23 protein-coding genes are annotated in these 21075 nt (G+C 64.3%); 10 read left to right on the top strand and 13 right to left on the bottom strand.

The features are described 5' to 3' along the window. Positions 1-438: 438 nt before the first annotated feature. Genes ACMZ6R_RS11790 through ACMZ6R_RS11800 form a run of 3 tightly spaced genes read right to left on the bottom strand, consistent with a single transcriptional unit; the run spans position 439 to position 1455 of the window. Entirely contained in the window at positions 439-831 is a 393-nt protein-coding gene (locus tag ACMZ6R_RS11790) for a type II toxin-antitoxin system HicB family antitoxin (protein ID WP_416111621.1), read from the bottom strand. After that, a complete protein-coding gene (locus tag ACMZ6R_RS11795) occupies positions 828-1148 on the bottom strand; it encodes a helix-turn-helix domain-containing protein (protein ID WP_416111623.1) in 321 nt (106 codons plus the stop codon). The genes ACMZ6R_RS11790 and ACMZ6R_RS11795 overlap by 4 nt, the downstream gene beginning before the upstream one ends. Further along, positions 1141-1455 carry a type II toxin-antitoxin system RelE family toxin gene (locus tag ACMZ6R_RS11800; protein ID WP_416111625.1) on the bottom strand — a complete coding sequence of 105 codons (315 nt, stop codon included), beginning with the start codon at positions 1453-1455 and terminating at the stop codon, positions 1141-1143. Before ACMZ6R_RS11800 ends, ACMZ6R_RS11795 begins: the two co-directional genes overlap by 8 nt. A gap of 50 nt (positions 1456-1505) precedes the next feature. On the opposite strand from ACMZ6R_RS11800, the gene ACMZ6R_RS11805 reads away from it, so the two are divergent. Then, a complete protein-coding gene (locus ACMZ6R_RS11805; protein ID WP_416111627.1) occupies positions 1506-1820 on the top strand; it encodes a hypothetical protein in 315 nt (104 codons plus the stop codon). Positions 1821-2048: 228 nt separating this feature from the next. Here ACMZ6R_RS11805 and ACMZ6R_RS11810 read toward each other — a convergent pair whose 3' ends face one another. Beyond that, complete coding sequence (locus ACMZ6R_RS11810; protein WP_416111629.1) at positions 2049-2390, bottom strand: type II toxin-antitoxin system HicB family antitoxin; 342 nt, start codon at positions 2388-2390, stop codon at positions 2049-2051. 18 nt (positions 2391-2408) lie between these two features. Further along, positions 2409-2564: a type II toxin-antitoxin system HicA family toxin gene (locus ACMZ6R_RS11815; protein WP_416111631.1), complete on the bottom strand. Its 156-nt coding sequence runs from the start codon at positions 2562-2564 to the stop codon at positions 2409-2411. A gap of 343 nt (positions 2565-2907) precedes the next feature. On the opposite strand from ACMZ6R_RS11815, the gene ACMZ6R_RS11820 reads away from it, so the two are divergent. The 5 genes from ACMZ6R_RS11820 (at position 2908) to ACMZ6R_RS11840 (ending at position 5243) form a co-directional block, all read left to right on the top strand. Continuing rightward, positions 2908-3063: a hypothetical protein gene (locus ACMZ6R_RS11820; RefSeq protein ID WP_416111633.1), complete on the top strand. Its 156-nt coding sequence runs from the start codon at positions 2908-2910 to the stop codon at positions 3061-3063. Next, a complete protein-coding gene (locus ACMZ6R_RS11825) occupies positions 3063-3356 on the top strand; it encodes a hypothetical protein (protein ID WP_416111635.1) in 294 nt (97 codons plus the stop codon). Before ACMZ6R_RS11820 ends, ACMZ6R_RS11825 begins: the two co-directional genes overlap by 1 nt. Positions 3357-3514: 158 nt before the next feature. Then, on the top strand, positions 3515-3718 hold the full coding sequence (locus ACMZ6R_RS11830; RefSeq protein ID WP_416111637.1) for a hypothetical protein: 204 nt from the start codon (positions 3515-3517) through the stop codon (positions 3716-3718). A 142-nt stretch (positions 3719-3860) separates the two neighbouring features. Then, on the top strand, positions 3861-4334 hold the full coding sequence (ybaK, locus tag ACMZ6R_RS11835; protein WP_416111639.1) for a Cys-tRNA(Pro) deacylase: 474 nt from the start codon (positions 3861-3863) through the stop codon (positions 4332-4334). 57 nt (positions 4335-4391) lie between these two features. Further along, positions 4392-5243 (top strand): phosphatase, encoded by an 852-nt coding sequence (locus ACMZ6R_RS11840; RefSeq protein WP_416111641.1) that lies wholly within the window; start codon positions 4392-4394, stop codon positions 5241-5243. Between the two features lie 52 nt (positions 5244-5295). On the opposite strand, the gene ACMZ6R_RS11845 is transcribed toward ACMZ6R_RS11840, so the two are convergent. The 3 genes from ACMZ6R_RS11845 to ACMZ6R_RS11855 form a co-directional block, all read right to left on the bottom strand. Continuing rightward, positions 5296-6258 (bottom strand): glycyl-radical enzyme activating protein, encoded by a 963-nt coding sequence (locus ACMZ6R_RS11845; protein WP_416111643.1) that lies wholly within the window; start codon positions 6256-6258, stop codon positions 5296-5298. A gap of 252 nt (positions 6259-6510) precedes the next feature. Beyond that, on the bottom strand, positions 6511-8937 hold the full coding sequence (locus ACMZ6R_RS11850) for a glycyl radical protein (RefSeq protein WP_416111645.1): 2427 nt from the start codon (positions 8935-8937) through the stop codon (positions 6511-6513). 60 nt (positions 8938-8997) lie between these two features. After that, positions 8998-9396, bottom strand: a complete 399-nt coding sequence (locus ACMZ6R_RS11855; RefSeq protein ID WP_416111647.1) for a GlcG/HbpS family heme-binding protein — start codon at positions 9394-9396, stop codon at positions 8998-9000. Positions 9397-9830: 434 nt separating this feature from the next. Here ACMZ6R_RS11855 and ACMZ6R_RS11860 point away from each other — a divergent pair, with 434 nt between their 5' ends. From ACMZ6R_RS11860 to ACMZ6R_RS11875, 4 genes are all read left to right on the top strand, one after another. Continuing rightward, complete coding sequence (locus tag ACMZ6R_RS11860) at positions 9831-11726, top strand: PocR ligand-binding domain-containing protein (protein WP_416111649.1); 1896 nt, start codon at positions 9831-9833, stop codon at positions 11724-11726. Beyond that, positions 11726-13231 (top strand): sigma-54-dependent transcriptional regulator, encoded by a 1506-nt coding sequence (locus tag ACMZ6R_RS11865; RefSeq protein ID WP_416111675.1) that lies wholly within the window; start codon positions 11726-11728, stop codon positions 13229-13231. The genes ACMZ6R_RS11860 and ACMZ6R_RS11865 overlap by 1 nt, the downstream gene beginning before the upstream one ends. A gap of 102 nt (positions 13232-13333) precedes the next feature. Beyond that, a complete protein-coding gene (locus ACMZ6R_RS11870; protein ID WP_416111651.1) occupies positions 13334-13465 on the top strand; it encodes a hypothetical protein in 132 nt (43 codons plus the stop codon). Between the two features lie 104 nt (positions 13466-13569). Continuing rightward, positions 13570-13836, top strand: a complete 267-nt coding sequence (locus ACMZ6R_RS11875) for a DksA/TraR family C4-type zinc finger protein (protein ID WP_416111653.1) — start codon at positions 13570-13572, stop codon at positions 13834-13836. Positions 13837-14028: 192 nt separating this feature from the next. Here the strand turns inward: ACMZ6R_RS11875 and ACMZ6R_RS11880 are convergent, their stop codons facing one another. The 5 genes from ACMZ6R_RS11880 to ACMZ6R_RS11900 form a co-directional block, all read right to left on the bottom strand. Continuing rightward, positions 14029-15255 carry an FprA family A-type flavoprotein gene (locus ACMZ6R_RS11880; RefSeq protein ID WP_416111655.1) on the bottom strand — a complete coding sequence of 409 codons (1227 nt, stop codon included), beginning with the start codon at positions 15253-15255 and terminating at the stop codon, positions 14029-14031. 492 nt (positions 15256-15747) lie between these two features. Then, entirely contained in the window at positions 15748-17820 is a 2073-nt protein-coding gene (locus ACMZ6R_RS11885; RefSeq protein ID WP_416111657.1) for a sigma-54-dependent Fis family transcriptional regulator, read from the bottom strand. 311 nt (positions 17821-18131) lie between these two features. Then, positions 18132-18995 carry a transporter gene (locus ACMZ6R_RS11890; protein WP_416111659.1) on the bottom strand — a complete coding sequence of 288 codons (864 nt, stop codon included), beginning with the start codon at positions 18993-18995 and terminating at the stop codon, positions 18132-18134. A gap of 57 nt (positions 18996-19052) precedes the next feature. Then, the gene (locus ACMZ6R_RS11895; RefSeq protein WP_416111661.1) at positions 19053-19760 is read right to left on the bottom strand and encodes a hypothetical protein; all 708 of its coding nucleotides are present in this window, start codon (positions 19758-19760) and stop codon (positions 19053-19055) included. A gap of 138 nt (positions 19761-19898) precedes the next feature. Beyond that, entirely contained in the window at positions 19899-21071 is a 1173-nt protein-coding gene (locus ACMZ6R_RS11900; protein WP_416111663.1) for an iron-containing alcohol dehydrogenase family protein, read from the bottom strand. Positions 21072-21075: the final 4 nt, after the last annotated feature.

Here is a 21075-nt window from a genome sequence, read left to right on the forward strand (position 1 = left end):
CAAAAGTTTACTCTTACTAGTAGTAAAGCAGTGATTCTGAATAACGTATTGATTTAATTAGAATGTCAAGGTACAGTTTGTGTGTACATGCATTCGAATAAAATAGTGGTGTTGAAGTTGAGTTTTCGATAAATTTTTCCAATAAATCTAGGGTCTTGTATGATTATTATATGCAAAGCTAATTCGGTTCTCCCCTTCGCACCATAAGAAAATCAAAGGGTTGGCTGAGATTAAAGTCTCAGCCAACCCTTTTGTCTTTTTTCGTCATCGATTTTTCCCCCACCATTCCCCCACCTTTGGGAAATTCCCCTTGGGGCTGCCATGCGCGGCCTGATCATCGACCTGATCGCGGGAGGTGTCGCGTCGTTAGGGCTGGAACGCGCCCTGGGCCGGGAAAAAGAAAAGCCCCGCCGGGGCGGGGCCTGGACGATGCGGGGTCTACCGTTTTTCGATGAGTTGTTCGGCGGCCTGCACCAGGAAGCCGGAGCGGGGCATCCCCATTTCCTTGGCGGCGGCATCGATGCGCTCCAGGCGGTTGCGCGGCACGCTGATGTTTACCCGGATGGGCTCGCGGTCGAGAAAGGACAGGTCCACTTCGACAAAGGCCAGGACGCCGCCCTCGGCTTTGGCCGTTCCCAAGACCTCGGTAGCCGGGCGGGCCTGGGGCGCTTCCTCGGCGTCGAACAGGCAGGCCTCCACCGCTTCCTGAACGCTGGCCAGGGCCTCGTCCAGGGTTTCGCCCGTGGTGAAGCAGCCGGGCAGATCGGGAAGGGGCACGCCGTACCCGATGCCGTCGTCGGTATGCAGGATCGCCGGATAGCGGCGCTTCATAAGAAGACCTTGTACGAGGTGTTCAGGGCCTTGGCCAAACGCTCGGCCATGGCCTTGCCGATGGGGCGTTTGCCTGTCTCCATGGCCGAAATGTTGGCCTTGGTGGTCCCCACGGCTTCGGCAAGGTGCTCCTGGGTCAGGTCCCCGCGCCGTCGCATGGCCCGCAGGATATTGCCCGGCCCCATGTCGGGGAAGGTTTCGGCGATGCCGTACATGCGGCCGTCGTCTTCCTCTTCCGTCAGGGCGAGCAAGGCGGCCAGGGCCATCTCGAACTTCCCGGCCACGTGCTCAGGCACGGTCAGGCAGAAACTAACCAAGCCTGCCGTAGTCTGCGTTTTCGTGAGTGCCGGCATATTTCACCTCCACCACCCGGATTGCCTTGTCCTTGATCTTCCAGACGACCACGTAGGTGGGTCTGCCCTTGTTCAAGTGGCAATGGTGGCATTCTTTTGCGCCCTCGATCTTGCCGTAGTGCGGCCAGCCTGTCCGAACCGGCCCGGGGATTTCGATTTCCTTGAGCAGGGCGAAGCAATCTTCCCGTCGGGCCGGCGGCAGGGCCTGGATTTGCTTCTGCACCCGGCGCGAATATTCGACCGTCCATGTCATGACGATAAAAGTATTCACAAAGTGAAAACCTGTCAACGCTCCTCGGTGTTGGCGATGCGGGGGCGGACATGAGCGCACCACGGAAGCAGGAGACGGCACGGGCCGACAGTGGGTCGGCCACGCTGCAAGATGCCCTGCTGCGGAACCTGCCGCCGCAGAACCTGGATGCCGAGAAAGCGGTCCTGGGCGGGGCCCTGGACCTCGGTCGGCGCGACCTGGTCGCCCTGGTGGAAGATGCCGGTCGGGACATCCGCCGGCACATCGAAGACTTCCCGGCCGTGGCCGCGCTGCTTTGGGCTATCGCCCATTGCGATGAGCGCAAGCCGGCGCTTGGGCGCACGGAAACCCGGTCGGGCACGGCCGACAAGGTGGCAGGGTACTGACGATGGATGAGGGGACGATGCTCCGCAACAAGGAAGAGATTTGCGCGGTTCTCGGGATTGGACGGCGACGGTTTATTCGCTACCTCAAAGAGGCTTCCCCCCCCATGCCCGTGCGGTTTGATGGCTTCTCCTACATCGCGGACCGGGAAGAACTGCTGACGTGGAGACGCAACTACATACAGGCGGCGCAGTGATGCTCCCCTTTGATCAGAGAGCAACGGTCAGCGGTCACCGCACTGTCTCCCGTGCTGCTTTTTCCGCTGCATCCGTTACGAATTCATTCAGGCTTTTCCCTTTGGTTTTGGCGGCGACAGCCAGGAGTCGATGCACTTCTGGGGACAGGCGCAGCCGGAATTGTCCGGAATAGGGCTTTTCCGGCGTTTTCCCCGCCTTAGCACACAGATCAAGATAATCTTCAACCGAATCGGCCAGGGCTTGCCGCAACTCTCCGACTGAACTGCCGGAAAAGTGGATCACATCCCTGATGCCGATCACGCGCCCGTGGAACTCATCGTCATCAGGGATAAATTCGAAAATTCCAGTGTAGCCCTTGTATGTCATGGCATTCATGGTGTTACTCCTGCCTTTTTAAGGAACTCCCGGACGCTTTCCACCGCACCTTTTTTGGGCGACGGGGCCGGGATGTGGCCGATGAAAGGTGGCCGCCACATCGTTCAGGATAACCCGGACCCGTGATCCTCGCCCCTCGTCGATGGTGGCACCAAGAGCACGAAACAGTGCCATGATATCCTCCCACCGGATGCCCGCGAGCGTTGGCCGGGCAAAGATGGCGGCAAGCGTCTTTTGGTTTCAGGTGTTCATGTTTTTTAATGGTGCCAACGGATGGAACCTTGTCAAGCGGAACTCCCGCCCAAGGGGCGTCCATGAATATCTGTCAAGAAAAATTTTCCCTACCACTTCGTGTCATCTTCGGCGCATTCCCCTACCAACCCTCGACCACTCCTTGACCATTTCGGTACGCCCGTCCGGGCGGCCCAAAAAACCGTGCTAGCCTCCAGGCTGACACGGCCGCCCAATCGCTGTTGATCCCTCCGCTTTGGATATGGCGGCCCAACCGGAGGTCGCCATGTCCGCTTTTTTCGTCCCCACCCAAGACCAGATCAAGCAACTCGCGGGCGAGAACGCCGCGGCCTGCTCCCTTCCGCTTCCCACAGTTTTGGCCGTGATCGAAGTGGAATCCGGCGGCGACATTTGGGCCTGGAACCCCGAGCCGAAGTGGTGATGGTTCTGGAACATGCGGACAGGCCGGGCGTTCCGCGCGGTCAAGGATTATTCCGGCTGGAGCATCCACAACTACTTCCTGGCCAGGGCACTGGACGTGGTCCGGCCCGGCGGCCTGGTCGCGGCCATCCCTCGCACTACACCTACACCATGGACACGACCCGGTGGGGCAAGGTCCGGGAGTACCTGGCCGGCAAGGCAGACCTGGTGGGCGCGATCCGCCTGCCGGGCACGGCCTTTTTCAGGAACGCCGGCACCGACGTCACGACCGATATCCTGATCCTGCGCAAGTGACCTGCCCGGCCCTTTTCCCCTCCCGCCGTGAAAAAACGTTCCTCCGGTGTCCGGCGAAGATGACAAATCATTATGCTGACAACTAAAATGCCGCCTGCTAGACCCGCACCGTGAGATTGGCCGCCTTTCCTTCTTCATCGGCTAAGAGGTTTCAGACTATGAGGAAGAATCTCGCTGTCACGGTGCTATCCATTTTTTTTGTTATGAATGTCGGCTCGGGCTACTCCCGCAGAATCGATCATCAACTGTCCAGAATCGAATCCTCACTGAGCGAACGCTTCGAGTACCGGATCTTCACCGAACAGGCCCTCGAGGCCGAACGGAAACTGCGCTCGCGCCTGGCGTCGTCGGCCAAGGCCTGATGCGCCGCGAAACCGGAGGGATCGCACGCCAGGACCCCTCCGGCCACGTCCCTCCCACCGCCGCGTTCCGGCTGGCCAAACTTGACGCCGCCTGCCCGGTTTTTTATCTGCCCTGCCAGAACGAACAGGAAGTTGACGGGATATGGCGCAGAAAACCCGGGCTACCGTCGTCCTGACCCAGGCCGGCGTCCCCTTCACCACCTTGCATTATGTCTACGAGGCCGACTCCCATCACATCGGCCTGCACGCCGCCGCGGCCATCGGTGAAGACGCCTCGCGGGTGCTCAAGACCCTCATGGTGTCCGTCGACGGCAAACCGGCCTGCGCCGTGGTGCCGTCCGACGGGGAACTCAGCATGAAACGGGTGGCAGCCGCGTTCGGCGGCAAGTCGGCCAAGATGCTGCCTCCGGCCGACGCCGAACGGGTGACCGGCTACCATGTGGGCGGCATAAGCCCCTTCGGCATGCGCAAGAAAGTTCCCACCGCCATGGAAGAGGCTGTTTTTACCGAAGCCTCCGTGGTGATCAACGCGGGCCAGCGGGGGGAGATGGTGCGGCTTGCGCCCGAGGACGCCCTGCGGGTGCTCGGGGCCGTCCGCGCGCCCCTGCTCGCCTGAAACACGCCCCACGCCGGCCGACGGGCGGACCCGGCGGCGTGCGGCATCGGACAGCGCATGGAAAGCGATCCGACCCTGATTTTCGATTCCATCCGGGAACAAGGGCTGCCCAGCCACTTTCGCAGCGTCACCGGCCCCTGGGCCGTCCCCATCACGACCACGCCGCCCTCGCGAGAGGGCTTGGCGGAACTGCGCGCCTCGGGCAGCGAACAACCCTCGTCGTCCGAGATGGCCACGACCATCAAGGGGCTGGCTCCCAGGGTCACGGTGGTGGACCTGCGCCAGGAATCCCACGCCCTGCTGGGGGAACATCCGGTCAGCTGGTACGGGCTCAGGAACTGGGCCAATGATGGCAAGTCCCTGCAAGCGGTGGAGTGCGACGAGGAGATCCGCATAGGCGACCTGTCCCCCTGCGGCGAGGCGGCGGTGTCGCGGGTCATTTCCAAGGACCCGGACGGCGCCTTGGCCGAGGTCCGGGTGGAGGAGGTCGCCTACGACCGGGCGCGAAGCGAGCAGGAAGCGCTTTGCGGACTTGGGCTGGGAACGTTTCGCATCGCCGTGCGCGACCACTCGCGGCCGTCCGACGCGGACGTGGACCGCTTCATCCGCTTCGTCCGGGACCTGCCCCCAGGCACCTGGCTCCATTTCCACTGCCACGCCGGCGACGGGCGCACCACGACCTTTCTGCTGCTCTACGACATGCTGCGCAACGCCGCCGTCCTCGGCCTGGAGGAGCTGGCCGCCCGCCAGCACATGATCGGCGGCATCGACCTGCTCCACACGCCGCATACCGGCTGGAAGGGCACGCTCTACAACGAACGGGCCGCCTTCGTCGGCCGCTTCCACCACTACGCCGGCACCAGGGATTTCCGCCGGGTGCTGTGGACGCAATACCTGGCCTCGGCCTGACGGCGCGTCCCCACGCCGGAACGCGCGTCTGTCCCCGCATTCCCGGGTCGGCTCAGCCGCCGATGCCGACCGTGGGCACGTATTCCCCGGCCAGGGCGGCCCGGGCCAACACTTCCGCACGGGTGTGCGGCGCGACGCCGGTCATGGGATAGGGCCGGTCGAGCTGGCGCCACTTGGATTCCCCCAGACGATGGTAGGGCAGGATGTCGAAGCCTTGCAGGTGCGGCAACCCGGCGGCGAACCGGGCCGTGGCCGTGACGTTGGCTTCGCTGTCGTTGGCCCCGGGGATGAGCGGCAGGCGCAGGCGCAGTGTGGCCCCGGCGCGGCTTAAGCGCTGGATATTGTCCAGAATGCGCTCGTTGGACACCCCGGTCAGTTCGCGGTGATGCGCCCCGTCCATGTGCTTGATGTCGCACAGAAAGAGATCCACGTCGCCGAGCAGGCCGGCAAACGAGTCCCAGGGCGCGTGGCCGCAGGTCTCGATGGCGGTGTGCAGCCCACGGGCCTTGGCCTCGCGCAGGCAGGCACGCAGGAAATCGAGCTGCAAGGTCGGCTCGCCGCCGGAAAATGTCACCCCGCCGCCGGAGACGGTGTAGAACTTCGCGTCCCGGCACACCTCGTCCAGGACTTCCCCGGGCGTCAGGTAGCGGCCGACGATGGTCATGGAACCGGCGTAGCAGGTGGCCACGCACTCTCCGCACAGGTCGCAGGCCTCGCGGTCGATGACCACCGTTCCGTTTGCGGCGAAGCGAATGGCCTGTCGCGGGCAAAGCGCCATGCACTTCACGCAGGAAATGCAGGTGTGGGCGATGCGCATGATCTCCGGGGCCGGATTCATGGATTCGGGGTTCTGGCACCACCGGCAGCGCAGGGGGCAGCCCTTGAGAAAAACCAGGGTGCGGATGCCGCCGCCATCGTGCACGGCGAAACGCTGGATGTCGAAAACAAGGCCCGTGGGACCGGGACGGTCGCGGTCGGCCAGGCTGAACGAGTGCTGTCGCTGCTTCCAATTCATGCGCGAACCTTTGGAAAAGGAGGGGGAGGAGGCGAGAGATGAGAGAGGCAAGAGATGCAAGAGGTGCGAGAGGGGAAACCCTTTAAAAAGGGTTCTCCCCTCTCGCGCTCTCCCCTTCCTAAAGTTTTTATCGTTATAGGAGATCCATCGCTCACATCCAGCTGTTATTATAAAAGTCTTTGGAAAGGGGGTCTGGGGGAAGAACCTTTCTTCAGAAAGGTTTTCCCCCAGACTTCTCTCTCCAATAGTCTGTTAAAAAGTCTGCTCGGTGCGGGCGATGATGTCGTTTTGGAGCGACTTGTCGAGGGCCGTGAAGAAGGCGCTGTAGCCGGCCACGCGCACCACGAGCCCCTTGTAGGCGTCGGGGTTGGCCTGGGCGTCGAGCAGGGTTTCGCGGCTGATCACGTTGTACTGGACGTGGAACCCGCCGTTTTGGAAGTAGGTTTCGGTCACGGCCTTGAGGTTGTCGAGGCCGGTGTCGCCTTCCAGGGCCGAGGGGTGGAACTTCTGGTTCAGGAGCGTGCCGTTGGAGGCGATTTCGTGGTCCAGCTTGGCCACGGACAGCACCGAGGCCGTGGGGCCGCAGGTGTCGCAGCCGGAGATGGGCGACACGCCGTCGGCCAGCGGCGTCCAGGCCTTGCGGCCGTCGGGGGTGGCGGCCACCACCGATCCCAGAGGCACGTTGGCCGAGGCCGGGTAGAGCCCGGGCTGGAACTTGCCGCCGCGCGGGTTCTCGTAGCGGTTGACCTCTTCGCAGTAGAAGAGCGCCGCGTCGTGGGCCAGGGCGTCGGCGTAGTCGTCGTCGTTGCCGTACTTGGGCGCGCGGTTGAGCAGCATCTGGCGCATGTCCTCGCGGCCTTCGAAGTTCGTGGCCAGCAGTTCGCGCAGTTCGGCCGGGGTGAGCACCTTGTCGTCGAAGACCAGCTTTTTAATGGCGGTCAGGCTGTCGCCGGCATTGGCCACGCCCACGCCCTGGGGACCGGTGAAGTTGTAATGCGCCCCGCCTTCCTGGAGCGATTTGCCCGAGGCGATGCAGTCGTCGACCAGGGAGGAGAGAAACGGCAGCGGGCAGCGCATGGCGTGGGCCATGTCCACGGCGTTGTCCGCCGAGGCCATCAGCCGCACGAAGTAGGCGGTCTGGGCCTTGTAGGCGGCCATAACGTCGTCGAAGGTCTTAAACGTCTCCAGGCTGCCGGTCATGGGGCCGATCTGCTTGCCCGTGCGCTGGTCCACGCCGTCGTTTAAGGTCAGCTCCACCACCTTGCCCATGTTGAAGAAGGCGGCGTCGTGCCAGCCCTCGGTCTTGCCGCCGACCTGCGGCTCCACGCAGCCGATGATGCCGTAGTCGCGGGCGTCCTCGCGGGCCAGTCCCCGGGCGAGCAGGGCCGGGATGATGACCCGGTCGTTGTAGTAGGCCGGGTAGCCCATGCCCATGCGGGAGATCTCCGCCGCCTTGCGGTAGAGCGCCGCCGGGGTGCCCTCGTGGATGCGGATGGACAGCGACGGGGCGTAGAGCCTGGTGTTGGCCGCGGCCTGCAGGCACATGAACGACAGGTCGTTGGTGGCGTCGGTGCCGTCGCGCTTTTGCCCGCCCACGATCAGGTTCATGAACATGGGGTAGCCGGCGAAGGCCATGGTTGAGGTTTCGTCGCGCACCTTGTTGAGCTCGGAGAACTTGATCCACAGCTGGTCCAGGAGTTCCTGGGCCTTTTCCGGCAGCAGGCGCTGCTTTTCGCGGGCGTAGTAGGGATACATGTACTGGTCGAAGCGCATGGGCGAGATGGAATGGCCGTTGGATTCGATCTGGATGACCAGATGGACGAACCAGAAGGCTTGCAGGGCCTCGTGGAAGGTCTCGGCGGGGCTGGCCGGCACCTTGCGGCAAATCCGGGCGATTTCCTTGAGCTCGTCGGCCCGCAGCGGATCGTCGCAGGTGGCGGCCAGCTTTTCGGCCAGCTCGGCGAAGCGGCCGGCAAAGGCGATGACGGCCTTGTTGGCGATGATCACCGCTTCGAGGAAATGGCGTTTTTTCAGCTGTCCGGCGTCGGCGTAATCCAGGGCGGCCATGGCTTTTTCGGCGGCGGCGATGACGCTTTTGAGTCCCTGGCCGATGGCCTTGGCGTAGTCCACGGAGATGTGCCCGACGCCGTTATAGAAGTAGTTGCCCACGGTGTAGACCACGTCGTTGTGGGCTTCCAGGGCTTCGGGCGGCATCATGGCGGCGGCGAATTCGTTGGTGGTTCTGCCGTCCCAGTAGGCGAAGGCCTGGCGCAGCTGGGCCTTGGTGTCCTCGGAGATGCGGAACACGTCGGCGGTGCGTTTTTCCAGCCGGTCGAGTTCGGATTCGACCCATTTGCAGGAAAATTCCGGGAAGATGGGGGCGCTTCTGGGCTTGCCGGCCTGGTTGCCGACGAGAAGCTCCCCGTCCTGGATGAAGATGGACATGTTGGCCAGGATTTTTTCCAGGGCCTTGGCCCGACGCAGGACCATGGGCAGGGCCTCGGTCTCCTTGTAGGACTCGGTGATGAGCACGGCGCGTTCGGGGCAGATGGCCGGTTCGGTGGTGACGAAGCGTTCCAGGGCTTTTTCGATGCGTTCCGTCGGGCCATGGGCTTCGGGCATGGTCAACGTGGGGTGCGTGGGGGCCTTGCGGGCGGTTGTGACCTGTTGCTGGGACATGGGTTCCTCCGGGAATGGTGTGTATGAAGCGGCCGGCTGGCCGCGGGTGTGCCTGGGCCGTTAAAAGGCGTTTTGCCCGGCGGTGGCGCAGGCCGTATCCTCGGCCACGGAACCGCCGCTGACGCCGATGCCGCCGACGACCTTGCCGTTTTCCACAAGGGGCAGGCCGCCGCCGAAGGTGACGATGCGCCCGCCCGAGGCCCGGCCGAGTCCGAAGAGTTCCGCCCCGGGCTGGGCGAGTCGGCCGATGGTGGCGGTGTCGGTCTTGACGGCCACGGCCGAGTAGGCCTTGTCGCGGGCCAGCTCGAGGCTGACGAGCAGGGCGTCGTCCTGGCGGTCCAGGGCCACGAGGTTGCCGCCGGCGTCGACCACGGCCACGACCATGGGAACGCCGAGGGCCAGGGCTTTTTCCTTGGCCGCCTCGATCAGGCGGCGGGCGGTTTCGAGGGTGACGGGCATGGGGCGTCTCTCCTTGGTGTTGTTCGGGAGATAGATCAAAGGACGTTCCATTCGCCAAAAGTCGTGTATCGACGGCGGTTAGGTCCTGTGCCCGACCGGCCACGAAGCATTATTGGTTGCGTGACGCAACCTGGGTTGACAAGATGGATCGGGGAAGAAAGCGCTTGTGTGCGAAAGACTGGCAAAAGAGGCGGTTACGTCTGTCAACGCAGGTTGTCGCCGGATCGGCAGGTTGTCAGCGCCGGTTGCGCGACCGGGCGGCATGGCCCGGACAGGCGGGAAAAGGCGGGCCCGGGCGCTTGGGGCGGGCCGGAAAACGGCCAGCGGAGCGGCTGGGGGACGAGTGACGCTGGTCCGTTTCATGCTTGGATAAAAAAGCGTTGGCAGGTGGCCCGAAAAGGGCGGCGTCAACGACCGAGCGGAGGAAGATGGCCATGGAATCGGGGGAACAGACGGCGCGGCCCCAGCGCCCGGGGCAAGTGATCCTGCTGCGGGAACTCGAAAGCCTGCGCGACCGTATCCGCGAATTGGAGGCGGACAGCGGGCTCTATCCCCTGGGCGATCCGCCGCGTCCGGGCTTTCGCTGGCCCGGTACGGACGGCAGGGGCGAGACGCTCACCTTTCAGGACATCTTCAACGTGGAGGCGATCCAGGAAATTCAGGACGCCTTTGCCGCGGCCACCAACGTCGCCTCCATCATCACCGACACGGAAGGCCGGCCCCTCACCCGGCCGAGCCGCTTTTGCCGCCTGTGCCGCGAGGTGGTGCGTCGCACGCCCAAGGGGCTTTCCAACTGCATCCGTTCCGACGCCTCCTTCGGCTCCACCGATCCCCTGGAGCCGATCATGCGGCCGTGCCTGAGCAGCGGGCTGTGGGACGGCGGCACGAGCATCTACGCCGGCGAGCGCCATGTGGCCAACTGGGTGGTGGGGCAGGTGCGCATCGAAACCGGCGACGACGACCGGGCCAAGACCTACGCGGCCGAGATCGGGGCCGACGAGGCGCGCTACATGGAGGCCCTGGCCGAGGTGCCGGTCATGACCCGCGACCAGTTTCTGACCGTGTGCCGGGCGCTTTGCCTGATCGCCCACCAGATTTCCAGCCTGGCCGAGAAGAACTATCTCCAGGCCCAGGCCATCGAACTGCGCCGCCGGGCCGAACAGGCCTTGCGCGAAAGCGAGGAGCGCTTTCGCCAGCTTTCGGAAGCCACCTTCGAGGGCATTTTCATCCATCAGGGCGGGACCATCGTCGACGCCAACAAGGCCGGCTGCGCCATGTTCGGGCAGGGTCCGGCCGCGCTTATAGGCCGGGAAGTGGAAACGCTGCTGGCCCCGACCGACCGCGACCAGGACGCCCCCTGCGACGACGCGGCCGGGGCGGACGCTTGCCTGGCCCGGTTCGTTGGCCCGGGCGGCCAGGAGCGCACCTGCGAGGTGCGTGAGCGCGACATCGCCTACCAGGGCGGGGCGGCCCGGGTGCTGGCCGTGCGCGACATCACCGAGCGGGTGCTGGCCGACAGGGCGGCCAAGGAAAAGCAGCAGCAGCTCATCCAGGCCGACAAGATGGTCTCCCTTGGCGTGCTGGTCGCCGGCATGGCCCACGAGATCAACAACCCCAACAGCTTCATGACGTTAAACCTCCCCATGTTGCAGGAGATCTGGGAGGACATCACCCCCATCCTCGAAGCCTATTACCGGGAGAACGGGGATTTCCTGGCCGGGGGGCTGGAATATTCCGAGCTGCGCGACATGCTTCCGGACCTGCTCGCCCGGATGTACGAAGGGGCCACCCGCATCCGGGGCATCGTCGGGAGCCTCAAGAACTTCTCGCGCCGCGCCCCGGACGACTTCAAATGGGACATCGACGTCAGCGACGTGGTGCGCAATTCCCTGGAGTTGGTCGACAACCTCGTGGCCAAAAGCACCAACCGCTTCACGGTCTCTTTGGCCGAGGGCCTGCCGGCCGTGACGGCCAACCCCCAGAAGCTTTCCCAGGTGGTCATAAACCTGCTGGTCAACGCCTGCGAGGCCCTGACCTGCCGCGACCAGGCCATCCGCGTGGAGACCCTGGTCGATCCCGGGGACGGCTCGGTGGTGGTGCGGGTGACGGATGCCGGCTCGGGCATCGCGCCGGAGATCGTCTCCAAGATTATGGACCCGTTTTTCACCACCAAGCGCGAGACCGGCGGCACGGGACTCGGGCTTTCGGTCTCCTCGAATATCGTCGAGGAGCACGGCGGCCGGCTGGTCTTTGCTTCCGAGCCGGGGGCGGGTACACGGGTGGAGATGCGCCTGCCGGTGTGCGGGCGCGGCCGGGAAGGGGCGGTGTGATGGGGCGCGGCGAACTCCGACGGGAGACGGACAAGGAAGTGGCCACGGTGGAGACGCGAACGGACAGGGCCGGGGCCAAGCGGGCCTCGCCCCGCTATCCGGTGCTCCTGGTCGACGACGAGGAATCGTGGCTGCGCAGCTTCCAAAGCGCGCTTCGCGCCTCGGGCATCAACAACGTCGTGGCGCTCTCCGACAGCCGGCAGGTGCTGGAGATGCTCGGGAAGCACCAGTTTTGCGCCGTGGCCGTGGACCTGATGATGCCCCATGTCGCCGGCGAGGAGCTTATTCCCCGTATCCTGGCCGAGCACCCGGAACTGCCGGTGCTGGTCATTTCCGGGCTCAATGAGATCAAGACCGCGGTCAACTGCATCCGGCTCGGCGCCTTCGACTTCATCGTCAAGACCGAATCGCGCAATACGCTGATCGCCGGCATCAAGCACGCCATCGAAATTTTCGAGCTGCGCCGGGAAAACAGCACCCTGCGCCAGCGTCTGTTCCAGGAGGAGCTCGATAGCCCGGAGCTTTTCGCGGACATCCTCACCGTGGACAAGACCATGCGCACGGTCTTTCATTACGTGGAAGCCATCGCCGATACCGCCTGGCCGGTGCTGGTGACCGGGGAAAGCGGCTCGGGCAAGGAGCTGATCGCCCGGGCCGTCCACCGGGTCAGCCGCCGGCAGGGCAAATTCGTGGCCGTCAACATGGCCGGGCTCGACGACAACATGATGGCGGACACGCTTTTTGGCCACACGCGGGGGGCTTTCACCGGGGCGGCCCAGGCCAGGGCCGGGCTGGTGGAGACGGCCCGGGACGGCACGCTCTTTCTGGACGAGATCGGCGACCTGAGCCCGCAGTCCCAAAAAAAGCTGCTGCGCCTGCTCCAGGAAGACGAATACGCCCCCCTGGGCTCGGACGTTTCGCGCAAGTCCACGGCCCGCATCGTCGCCGCCACCCACCAGGACCTGACCGCGCTCCAGGAGGAGGGCACGTTTCGGCGCGACCTCTACTTTCGTCTGCGCGGCCATATGGTGGCCCTGCCGCCGCTGCGGGAACGCCCCGGCGACCTGCCGCTTTTGATCGAACACTTCCTCGACGAGGCGGCGCGCGAGGGCGGGCGAAGCCCCCGGGCCGACGTGCCCGGCATCGCCGCCCTGCTCGGGGGCTACGCTTTTCCGGGCAACGTCCGGGAACTGCGGCACCTTGTCCACGACGCCGCCCGCATGGCCGAGGGCGCGACCCTCGGGCCGGAGGCCTTCCGGGCGGTGCTGCGCTTCGACCCGGCGGTGCGCCTGGACGCGGCGACTTCGGCGGACGGGGCGGTCCCGGCGGATCTGCTGGGGTTCGGCCCGCGCCTGCCCACGCTCAAGCAGGCCCGGGAACTGCTCATCGAGGAAGCCCTGCGCCGCGCCGGCGGCAACCAGTCCATCGCCGCCCGGCTCATCGGCATCACCCGGCAGGCGGTCAGCAAATACCGGCAGTCGCGCCAGGACGGCGACGCGTCATAGAATTCGTAACGGCTGCTTCCACATCGACAGCAAGACCGGCCGGGGCGAGCCCATGCCGGACACAGGCGACGCGGCCCCCCTGCGCGGGAAAGGTGACTCACGATGCTTTATGAACAGGCGCTTGCCGTGGCCAGGGCCAGGGGCGAGACCGTCGTACCCACGGTGTGCGGCATTGCGGCCCCGGCCGGCCCGAAGCGCGGCCCCGGGAAGGCGTCCTGCGGTCAGGGCTCTTGACGCCGCGCCGGGAGGAACCATCCTTATAGGTTAGGGAAGGCGGTTTCCGGGGCAGGACTTTGCTTGCTACGGGAGCCGTCGAGGCGTGGACAAAGGAGCGAACCATGGCCAATGGCTGGGCCGGCGACGGGGCCGTGCAGGATCAGATCGCGCATTCCATAGCCGACGAGGTGGCCCGGGTGCGCAGCCGCATGCCCCGTGGCGAAAGCCTCTCGGAGTGCGAGGAATGCGGCGAGCCCATCCCCGAGGCGAGGCGCAAGGCGCTCCCCGGCGTGCGGCTTTGCGTCGCCTGCCAGCAGGAGCGCGACCGGGATCAGGTCGCCTTTTCCCCGTACAACCGCCGCGGCAGCAAGGACAGCCAATTGCGATAGGGAAGAGGGAGAGGGAGGGGAAAAGAGGGTGCGAGAGGGGAAACCCTTTAAAAAGGGTTCTCCCCTCTCGCGCTCTCCCCTTCCTAAAGTTTTTAAAGGGGGAGAAGCGTATGGTCGCGGTGCGCAAAAAAAGGCCTTCCCGTCGCTCTGGCGATGGGAAGGCCTTTTGCATTTCCGTTATGAGACGGAAGGTTATTTGGTAAAGTCGATCAGCGTGTCGCAGTAGCCTTCCATGGCCGTGCGAATGGTCTCCTGGTCGGCCTCGGTGGGCGCGCCCTGCCATTCATAGTGGCCGAGGATGTCCCAGCCGGATTTCTCCGTCTTGGCCTCGAAGTCCTTCTGCGCGCCGCCGACCCAGCCGAACGAGCCGAAACGGTACACCTTCTTGTTGGCGACCTTCTTGACCAGGAGTTCCTCGATCATCTGGGCCATGGGCGGGAACATCTTGTACTCGTAGGTCGGCATGCAAAAAATCAGGCCGGCCGATTTCCAGGCGCTGGCCAGCACGTATCCGGCGTCGTCGCCCGGCGCCTGGTACACATGCACCGGAATGTCCCGCTTGCGCAGCACCTCGATGATGGTGTTGAGCACCTGCTTGGTGTTGCCGTACATGCTGCTCCAGATGATGGTGACGTCCCGTTCCGCCGGACCCTTGCTGTACTCGGCGTACCGCTTGTAGTCGTTGATGATGACGGAGGGGTTGTCCCGCCAGATGATGCCGTGCGAGGGGCAGATGATCTTGATGTCCAGATCCTTGAGCTTTTCCAAGCCGCGCAGCACGAAGGAAGAGAACGTGGCCACGATATTGGCGTAATAGCGCAGTGCCTCGCTCTCGTAGAACTCGTGCTTTTCCTGCGAGATCTGGTCATCGAAGATCTTGTCTTCCTCGATGCTCCCGTAGCAGCCGAAAGCGTCGCAGGAGAAAAGGATTTTCCTCTTGCGCTCGTAGGTCATCATGGTTTCCGGCCAGTGGATGTTCGGGGTCTCGAAGAACTGCAGTTCGTAATCCCCGACCGTCAGTTCCATGCCGTCGGTGATGGCGATGGCCCTATCCGCCGGCACATCGGAGAAGGCCTGCAACAGCGGAATGGCCTTCTTGGTGCAATAGATGACTGCTTTCGTGTTTTTCTTGCAGAATTCACGCAGCCAGCCGGAATGGTCCGGCTCCATGTGGTTGATGACCAGGATGTCGATATCCTCGACTTCCAGTTTGGCCCCTTCGATCTGACGGGTAAATTCCTTGGGGAAATCGAAGATGTTTTGCGTCAGGTCAATAAGGACGTTCTTCTCGCCTTTGATGAGGTAGCCGTTGATGGAAATCCCGTGGGGGATCGGCCAAATGCCCTCGAATAGATAATTCTTGTCCTCGATGTTTACAGAAACGCGGTAAACATCATCCACAATCTTCTTGATATGCATGATCCTGGCAATTCCTTTTAGAGGGTTGAACAAAGCATTCCGTATAGAGGCTATAGAGAACGCTTCAAGCGTACAGTGTTTGTCGCTACCCTGATATCGGGGTGCTTGTTTCCGCTATCCTGGGTGGTTTGTCGATACTATGGGGTGGACTGTATTTCCACCTTATCTCTATGACTAATAAATCCTAAACAGAATTGGGGGTGTTGTCTAGCATTTTGGGCATTGCGCTTTTGGGGGCCGCCAACGCGGCCAAGGGCGTTCCCGAATGCCGGCGCGAGCGAAATGCGCGGCAGACTCTGGGCAAAAGGTATTTTTTCTGGGTGGTTGGGGCATAGCCCACGGATCGGAACAACGGGGCCTTGGCGTGGAGCCGTCGGCAACGGACAATCTTTCCGTAAAGCGTAGGACGGGCTTTTGGGGGCGGTGTGAATGGTGCGGCGCGGTTTTACGGCGGCGGGCAGTGCGGCGTGGCGGCCGGCCCGGCAACGCCGGTTATTGCACCTCGCGGAAGTCCCGGACGTCGAGACCGAAGCGCAGGATGCGGGCGTAGAGCGTGGCCCGGGTCACGCCGACCTCTTTGGCCGCCGCGCGCACATTGCCCCGGGTGCGTCGCAGCGCCGTGACGATGGCCTCGCAGTCCTGGTCTTCCCGGGCCGTTTTAAGCGCCGGTGCCGGGGCCGGGAAGGGGGAGGCCTCGGCGACGGGCTTTTTTTGTTGGCCGATTTCCGGGGGCAGGTCCGCCACGTCGATGACCGACCCCTCCGCCACCACCGCCGTGCGTTCGATGCAGTTTTCCAGCTCGCGCACGTTGCCGGGCCAGCCGTACGCCTCCAGGCAGGCCAGGGCGGCCGGCGTGAACCCGGTCAGGGGTTTGCGCAGGGACCGGGAAATCTTGTCCAGGAAAAATCGGGCCAGCACCGGGACGTCGCCCAGGCGCAGCCGCAACGGCGGCACCTGGATGACCAGAACGTTGAGCCTGTAATAGAGGTCCTGGCGGAAGGTGCCTTTTCCCACGGCCTGGCCCAGGTCGCAGTGGGTGGCCGCCACCACCCGCACGTCCACCCGGTTCGGGCGCTTGCCGCCGATGCGGGTCACCTCGCCTTCCTGCAGCACGCGTAAAAGGCTCACCTGGGCGGCCAGCGGCATGTCCCCGATCTCGTCGAGAAAAAGCGTGCCGCCGTCGGCCAGCTCGAACTTGCCCGGCGCGCCCTGCCCCGCCGCGCCGGTAAAGGCTCCGGCCTCGTAGCCGAAGAGCTCGCTTTGCACCAGATCACGGGGGATGGCCCCGCAGTTGACCACGATGAAGGGTTCCTGGCGGCGTTCGCCGCCGTTGTGGATGGCCTGGGCGAAAAGTTCCTTGCCCACACCCGATTCGCCAAGGAGCAGGGTGGTCATGCCGTTGCCGCTGGCAACCCGCGCCAGGTGCAGGGCCTGCCCCATGGCCGCGCTGTCGCCGATGATGTCGCCGAAATCGTAGACCGCCTTGGCGCCGGTCAGGCGGTTGGTCAGGGCGTGGACGCGCCGGGTCTCGCGCAGGGTGACGCACAGTCCGCCTCCCGGGATGGGGGACGAGGAAAAAAGACAGTGCAGCGGCGTGCCGTCGGCCAGCTGCATGGAACATTCGCCGTCCTTGACCTTTTTGTCTGGAAACGCCGGGCTCTTGCCGCCGGCCTCGGTGGCGATGCCGGAGAAATTCCGGCCCACCACGTCGCCGCGCACATGGAAAAGCCGCTTGGCGTAGCGGTTCATCAGCCGCAGACTGCCGCCCGCGTCCAGCACCACCACGGCCTCGCCCAAAAGCTCCATGACGGTCTGGACTTCCTGGAGCAGCGTCCGAAGCCGCATCTGTTCGGTGATGGCCTTGGCCGCCGCGATGACCAGGCCAAAGGTGTGCTGGTGGAACTTGTCGCGCTCCAGGGTCAGGGACAACGTGCCGACGAGTTCCCCTTCGTTGTCGAAGATGGGCGCGGCCGCGCAGGACCAGCCGTCGAAATGCGGGTTGTAGTGCTCGCAGCCGAGCACGCACACCGGAATTTTTTCCTCCAGGCAGATGCCCATGGAGGTGGTGCCGTCCACGGCTTCGCGGCTTATAAGCCCCCGCATCAGGCAGCACGAGCCCCGGCCGTAGCCTTCCCCGTCGCCCACGGTATGGAGAAACACGCCGTCGGCATCGGTTAAGACGATGCAGCTTTTCGACGGCAGGATATTTTCGAGCAGCTCCTCCATGACGCGACTGGCGCAGTCCACGAGAAAGGCGTGCCGCCGCAGGACTTCCTGGAATTCCACGGGGCCGATCATGGCCACGGGCAGGCCCACGGACGGGACATGGGCCGCCCGGGAACGTTGCCAGGAACGGAGGATATAGGGCCGGACATGCAGGAAGTGCGCGTCCCGGCCGACATGGAACTGGGCGCGCGCCTGGCGGATTTTCTCCCAGAACGGCGCGTTGAGCCCGTTGAGCATGAAGTACGGACCGCTCATGCTGCTCATGAAGGGGCCGTGGTACTCGGCCATGATGGCCGCATCCGGGCCGGAGGGCGCACGCAACAGGGCGCTTATCGACATAATACTGCTTCCCGTTCCTTTTTAGCCGGTGGAAATGACGTTCGGCCTGCGGCAAGGAGGGTTTCGTGTCGTACTACTACCATGGAACAAACACGCGAGCAAGAAGGTTTCGTGATAGTCCCGGAAGGTCGAAGGTCCGGGGCCGGCGGCAAAAGGGGTGGGGAGAAAGCGGGGCGCGGCGGCCTTCAGGAGGCGGGGGAGAGGCCCCGGACGCGCCCTGACCGTTCGAGAGGGTGTGCGGATCATCCTGGACGCCCGGCATGGTGCGCCGGTCTGGGGCGGCCGGTTCGTGGCCGGCCGCCCCGTTCGGATCAGAACACGTAGGCCAACCGGAGGGTGATGCTGTTGGTCTTGATGCCGTTTTGCACGGCCACCGGCAGCTTGTAATCGGCCATGAGCTGGAGGTGCTGGTTGAGCATGTAGAAAAAGCTCGCCCCCACCGTGTGCGTGCAGGTGCGGTCGTTTTGCCGCGCCCCGTCCAGGGTCGTTTCCGCGCCATAGGCGAAGTAGTAGTCGCCGGACACGAAGAAGTCCTTGGTCAGGTCGTAGCTGGCGTGAAACTCCACGCCGTAGAGCGGGTCTTTCGACGAGGTCACGGGCTTGTGGTCCGCGTCCGGGGCGTCGATGTTGTCGGTGAAAAACTCCGCGTTGGCGATGAGTTCCAGCCAGGCCTTGTCGGCCAGCCGCTTGCCCACGGCCAGTTCCTGCTTGAAGGACCAGCGGTTGGCCCCGAGATTGATCGGGCTTTCCCGGCGGTAGGGACCGGAGGGAATGGTGATGTAGGGGCTGTAGGCGAAGTAGTAACCCTGTTCCATGTTGTTGACGAACCAGATGGTGGAGAGAAACGTGATGTCGCCGACGCCGGAGGAGCGTTCGCCGTTTAACTCCACCTCGCCGAAGGGAATGACCGCCTGGGGGTCGATGGTGAAGGGCCCGAGCTGCATGTAGTGGATGGGGCGCAGGATGCCCATGTTGCTGGTCAGATTGGCGTTGTCGCTCACTTTCTTGTCCCGGGCATAGAGTTCGTTGCCGAAGCCGTGGGAGTAGTAGAGGTTGATGATGTTGGTGCCCGGCGGCAGGGGCACGTAGTCCCGGGCATTGGTCGTGCCGGCCGTGGCCTGCCCCCAGGGCGCAAGGACCAGCAGCACGGCGAGGCACAGGATGGACTTTCGCATGACCTCCCCCTTGGGTGGTGCGGTTGATGGTGGGGAGCTGTGGGAGTGGCTCCGGGATTAGGCCATGGCCGTCTGCTGTTCGCTTTTGAGGCTGGCGATGGCCAGGATGATGCCGAGCACCACGCCGAGCGCCGCGGCGAAGAGCACCCGCATTTCCGTCGGCAGGATGAAGGTGATGGTGTGGCAGGGGACCCAGAAAAACGGCAGGGTCTTCTTGAACACGAAGCCCCACAACATGTTCCAGTCGATCTTGCCCAGCGAGCGGCTGATATGGACGGTGGAGAAAAAGCCGGCCAGCGTGCCGCCGGTTTCGGCGATGTGCATGGAGAGCACGGCCTGGACGGTCATGAAAAGCGGGGCGAACAGGAAGTTGTTGGCCACGCTCACGCAAAAGGCCATGCCGGCCTTCTGGGCCAGTGAGTCCCCGGCCAGGGCGTCCGGCGGCAGGGGCAGGCCCAGGGCCGCCACCAGATGGGGCACGCCCATGGCGTAGATGATAAACGAGGCGTTGATGACCATGCCGATGATCCCCCACATGAGAAACCGGGGGAGCAGGCCGAATCCGGAACGGTTGTAGGTCTTGGCGGTGATGCGCAGGGCGAGGGCCTCGCCGAAGGTGCACAGCACGCCGAATTTGATAAAACTCATGAGGAAGTCGTGATCGCGCGAGAAGTCGTTGAAGGCTTCGAACACGCCGGGCACGAGGCCGAACAGGCCGAGCACCAGGGCGACACACAACCAGACCGCGATATCCGAGGCTTTCATGGCTTGCTTCCTTGTGTTTCGAGTGAGGCTCCACCGACCGTCGCCGCAGGATCGGCGCGTCGGTCGAAAGGCCCCGTCCCTCCCCGGGCGGACCGGGAACGGGACGGGGCGGGGTCGCTCGCTACCGGGGCCGGGCCGCTACCAGCACCGGGTATAGAGGCCCTCGATGTCCACCACGGTCGGCACCCGGGGATTGGTGGGCGTGCAAGGGTCGTTCATCGCGTCTTTGGACAGGGCGGGGATGTCCGCCTTGTCGACGGTCACGCCGCGCCGGGCGGCCGCCTCGGAGATGGTGGCGGCGATGCGCACGTCGGCGCCGAGGCGCCTTATGGCGGCGATGGCCGTGTCCTCGGGATAGGGGCCAAGGTCGGTGAGTCCCGCGGCCCGGGCCACGTCGGCCAGCTTTTCGCGGCACACGATCTTGTTGAATTCGAGGACATGGGGCAGGACCAGGGCGTTGGCGTCGCCATGGGGGATGCCGTAAAAGGCGCTTAGGGGGTGGGCCAGGGAGTGGACGATGCCGAGCCCGCCGTTGCTGAACGCCATGCCGGCCATGGTCTGGGCGTAGGCCATCTTTTCCCGGGCCTCGATGTCGCCGCCGTTGCCCACGGCCCGGCGCAGGTACTTGAAGATGAGCCGCACCGCGCCGATGGCCAGGGCGTCGGTGTATTCCGAGGCCCCGAGCGAGATGTAGGCCTCCACGGCGTGGGTCATGGCGTCCATGCCCGTGGCCGCCGTGATGAAGGGCGGCAGGCCGGTCATGAGCAGCGGGTCGATGATGGCCACCCTGGGCAGAAGCCGCGGGTCGGCCACGCCGAACTTCACCTTGTGCGCGCCCGTGTCGTTGGTGATGACCGCGATGCAGGTCGATTCCGAGCCGGTGCCGGCCGTGGTGGGGATGGCGATGTAACAGGGCAGCGGGGCCTTCAAGGTGCCCGGCCCGGCATAGGCCAGGATGTCGTCCCCGCCGCTGGTGGCCAGAACGCCGCAGGCCTTGGCCGTGTCCATGGAGCTGCCGCCGCCGAGTCCGATCAGGCAGTCGCAGCCTTCGGAACGGTAGAGGGCCAGGGCGGCGTGGACGTTGCCGGTGGTGGGGTTGGGCACGGTCTCGTCGTAGATCGCGTAGGGGATGCCGGCCTCGGTCAGCACCGCTTCCACCTTCTGGCTGATTCCCGCCTTCACAATGCCCTTGTCCGTGACGACAAGCGGCTTTTTCCCGCCGTTGCCGGTGATGGATTCGGGCAGCTTGGCCAGGGCTCCGGCCCCGGTGAAAAGGATGTCGGCCATTTGAAATGCGGTGACGGTGGACATGAAA

Source organism: Solidesulfovibrio sp. C21 (assembly GCF_047785625.1).
Classification (GTDB): Bacteria; Desulfobacterota; Desulfovibrionia; order Desulfovibrionales; family Desulfovibrionaceae; genus Solidesulfovibrio.

What these genes read in the sequence shown, in the direction of transcription:
- ACMZ6R_RS11875 (WP_416111653.1), top strand. Translation starts at nt 13,570, where the DNA reads ATGGCCAATGGCTGGGCCGGCGACGGGGCCGTGCAGGATCAGATCGCG.
- ACMZ6R_RS11810 (WP_416111629.1), bottom strand. Translation starts at nt 2,390, where the DNA reads ATGAATGCCATGACATACAAGGGCTACACTGGAATTTTCGAATTTATC.
- ACMZ6R_RS11820 (WP_416111633.1), top strand. Translation starts at nt 2,908, where the DNA reads ATGTCCGCTTTTTTCGTCCCCACCCAAGACCAGATCAAGCAACTCGCG.
- ACMZ6R_RS11865 (WP_416111675.1), top strand. Translation starts at nt 11,726, where the DNA reads ATGGGGCGCGGCGAACTCCGACGGGAGACGGACAAGGAAGTGGCCACG.
- ACMZ6R_RS11880 (WP_416111655.1), bottom strand. Translation starts at nt 15,255, where the DNA reads ATGCATATCAAGAAGATTGTGGATGATGTTTACCGCGTTTCTGTAAAC.
- ACMZ6R_RS11805 (WP_416111627.1), top strand. Translation starts at nt 1,506, where the DNA reads ATGAGCGCACCACGGAAGCAGGAGACGGCACGGGCCGACAGTGGGTCG.
- ACMZ6R_RS11830 (WP_416111637.1), top strand. Translation starts at nt 3,515, where the DNA reads ATGAGGAAGAATCTCGCTGTCACGGTGCTATCCATTTTTTTTGTTATG.
- ACMZ6R_RS11790 (WP_416111621.1), bottom strand. Translation starts at nt 831, where the DNA reads ATGAAGCGCCGCTATCCGGCGATCCTGCATACCGACGACGGCATCGGG.
- ACMZ6R_RS11815 (WP_416111631.1), bottom strand. Translation starts at nt 2,564, where the DNA reads ATGGCACTGTTTCGTGCTCTTGGTGCCACCATCGACGAGGGGCGAGGA.
- ACMZ6R_RS11860 (WP_416111649.1), top strand. Translation starts at nt 9,831, where the DNA reads ATGGAATCGGGGGAACAGACGGCGCGGCCCCAGCGCCCGGGGCAAGTG.
- ACMZ6R_RS11900 (WP_416111663.1), bottom strand. Translation starts at nt 21,071, where the DNA reads ATGTCCACCGTCACCGCATTTCAAATGGCCGACATCCTTTTCACCGGG.
- ACMZ6R_RS11890 (WP_416111659.1), bottom strand. Translation starts at nt 18,995, where the DNA reads ATGCGAAAGTCCATCCTGTGCCTCGCCGTGCTGCTGGTCCTTGCGCCC.
- ACMZ6R_RS11885 (WP_416111657.1), bottom strand. Translation starts at nt 17,820, where the DNA reads ATGTCGATAAGCGCCCTGTTGCGTGCGCCCTCCGGCCCGGATGCGGCC.
- ACMZ6R_RS11850 (WP_416111645.1), bottom strand. Translation starts at nt 8,937, where the DNA reads ATGTCCCAGCAACAGGTCACAACCGCCCGCAAGGCCCCCACGCACCCC.
- ACMZ6R_RS11825 (WP_416111635.1), top strand. Translation starts at nt 3,063, where the DNA reads ATGGTTCTGGAACATGCGGACAGGCCGGGCGTTCCGCGCGGTCAAGGA.
- ACMZ6R_RS11840 (WP_416111641.1), top strand. Translation starts at nt 4,392, where the DNA reads ATGGAAAGCGATCCGACCCTGATTTTCGATTCCATCCGGGAACAAGGG.
- ACMZ6R_RS11870 (WP_416111651.1), top strand. Translation starts at nt 13,334, where the DNA reads ATGCTTTATGAACAGGCGCTTGCCGTGGCCAGGGCCAGGGGCGAGACC.
- ACMZ6R_RS11895 (WP_416111661.1), bottom strand. Translation starts at nt 19,760, where the DNA reads ATGAAAGCCTCGGATATCGCGGTCTGGTTGTGTGTCGCCCTGGTGCTC.
- ybaK (WP_416111639.1), top strand. Translation starts at nt 3,861, where the DNA reads ATGGCGCAGAAAACCCGGGCTACCGTCGTCCTGACCCAGGCCGGCGTC.
- ACMZ6R_RS11845 (WP_416111643.1), bottom strand. Translation starts at nt 6,258, where the DNA reads ATGAATTGGAAGCAGCGACAGCACTCGTTCAGCCTGGCCGACCGCGAC.
- ACMZ6R_RS11855 (WP_416111647.1), bottom strand. Translation starts at nt 9,396, where the DNA reads ATGCCCGTCACCCTCGAAACCGCCCGCCGCCTGATCGAGGCGGCCAAG.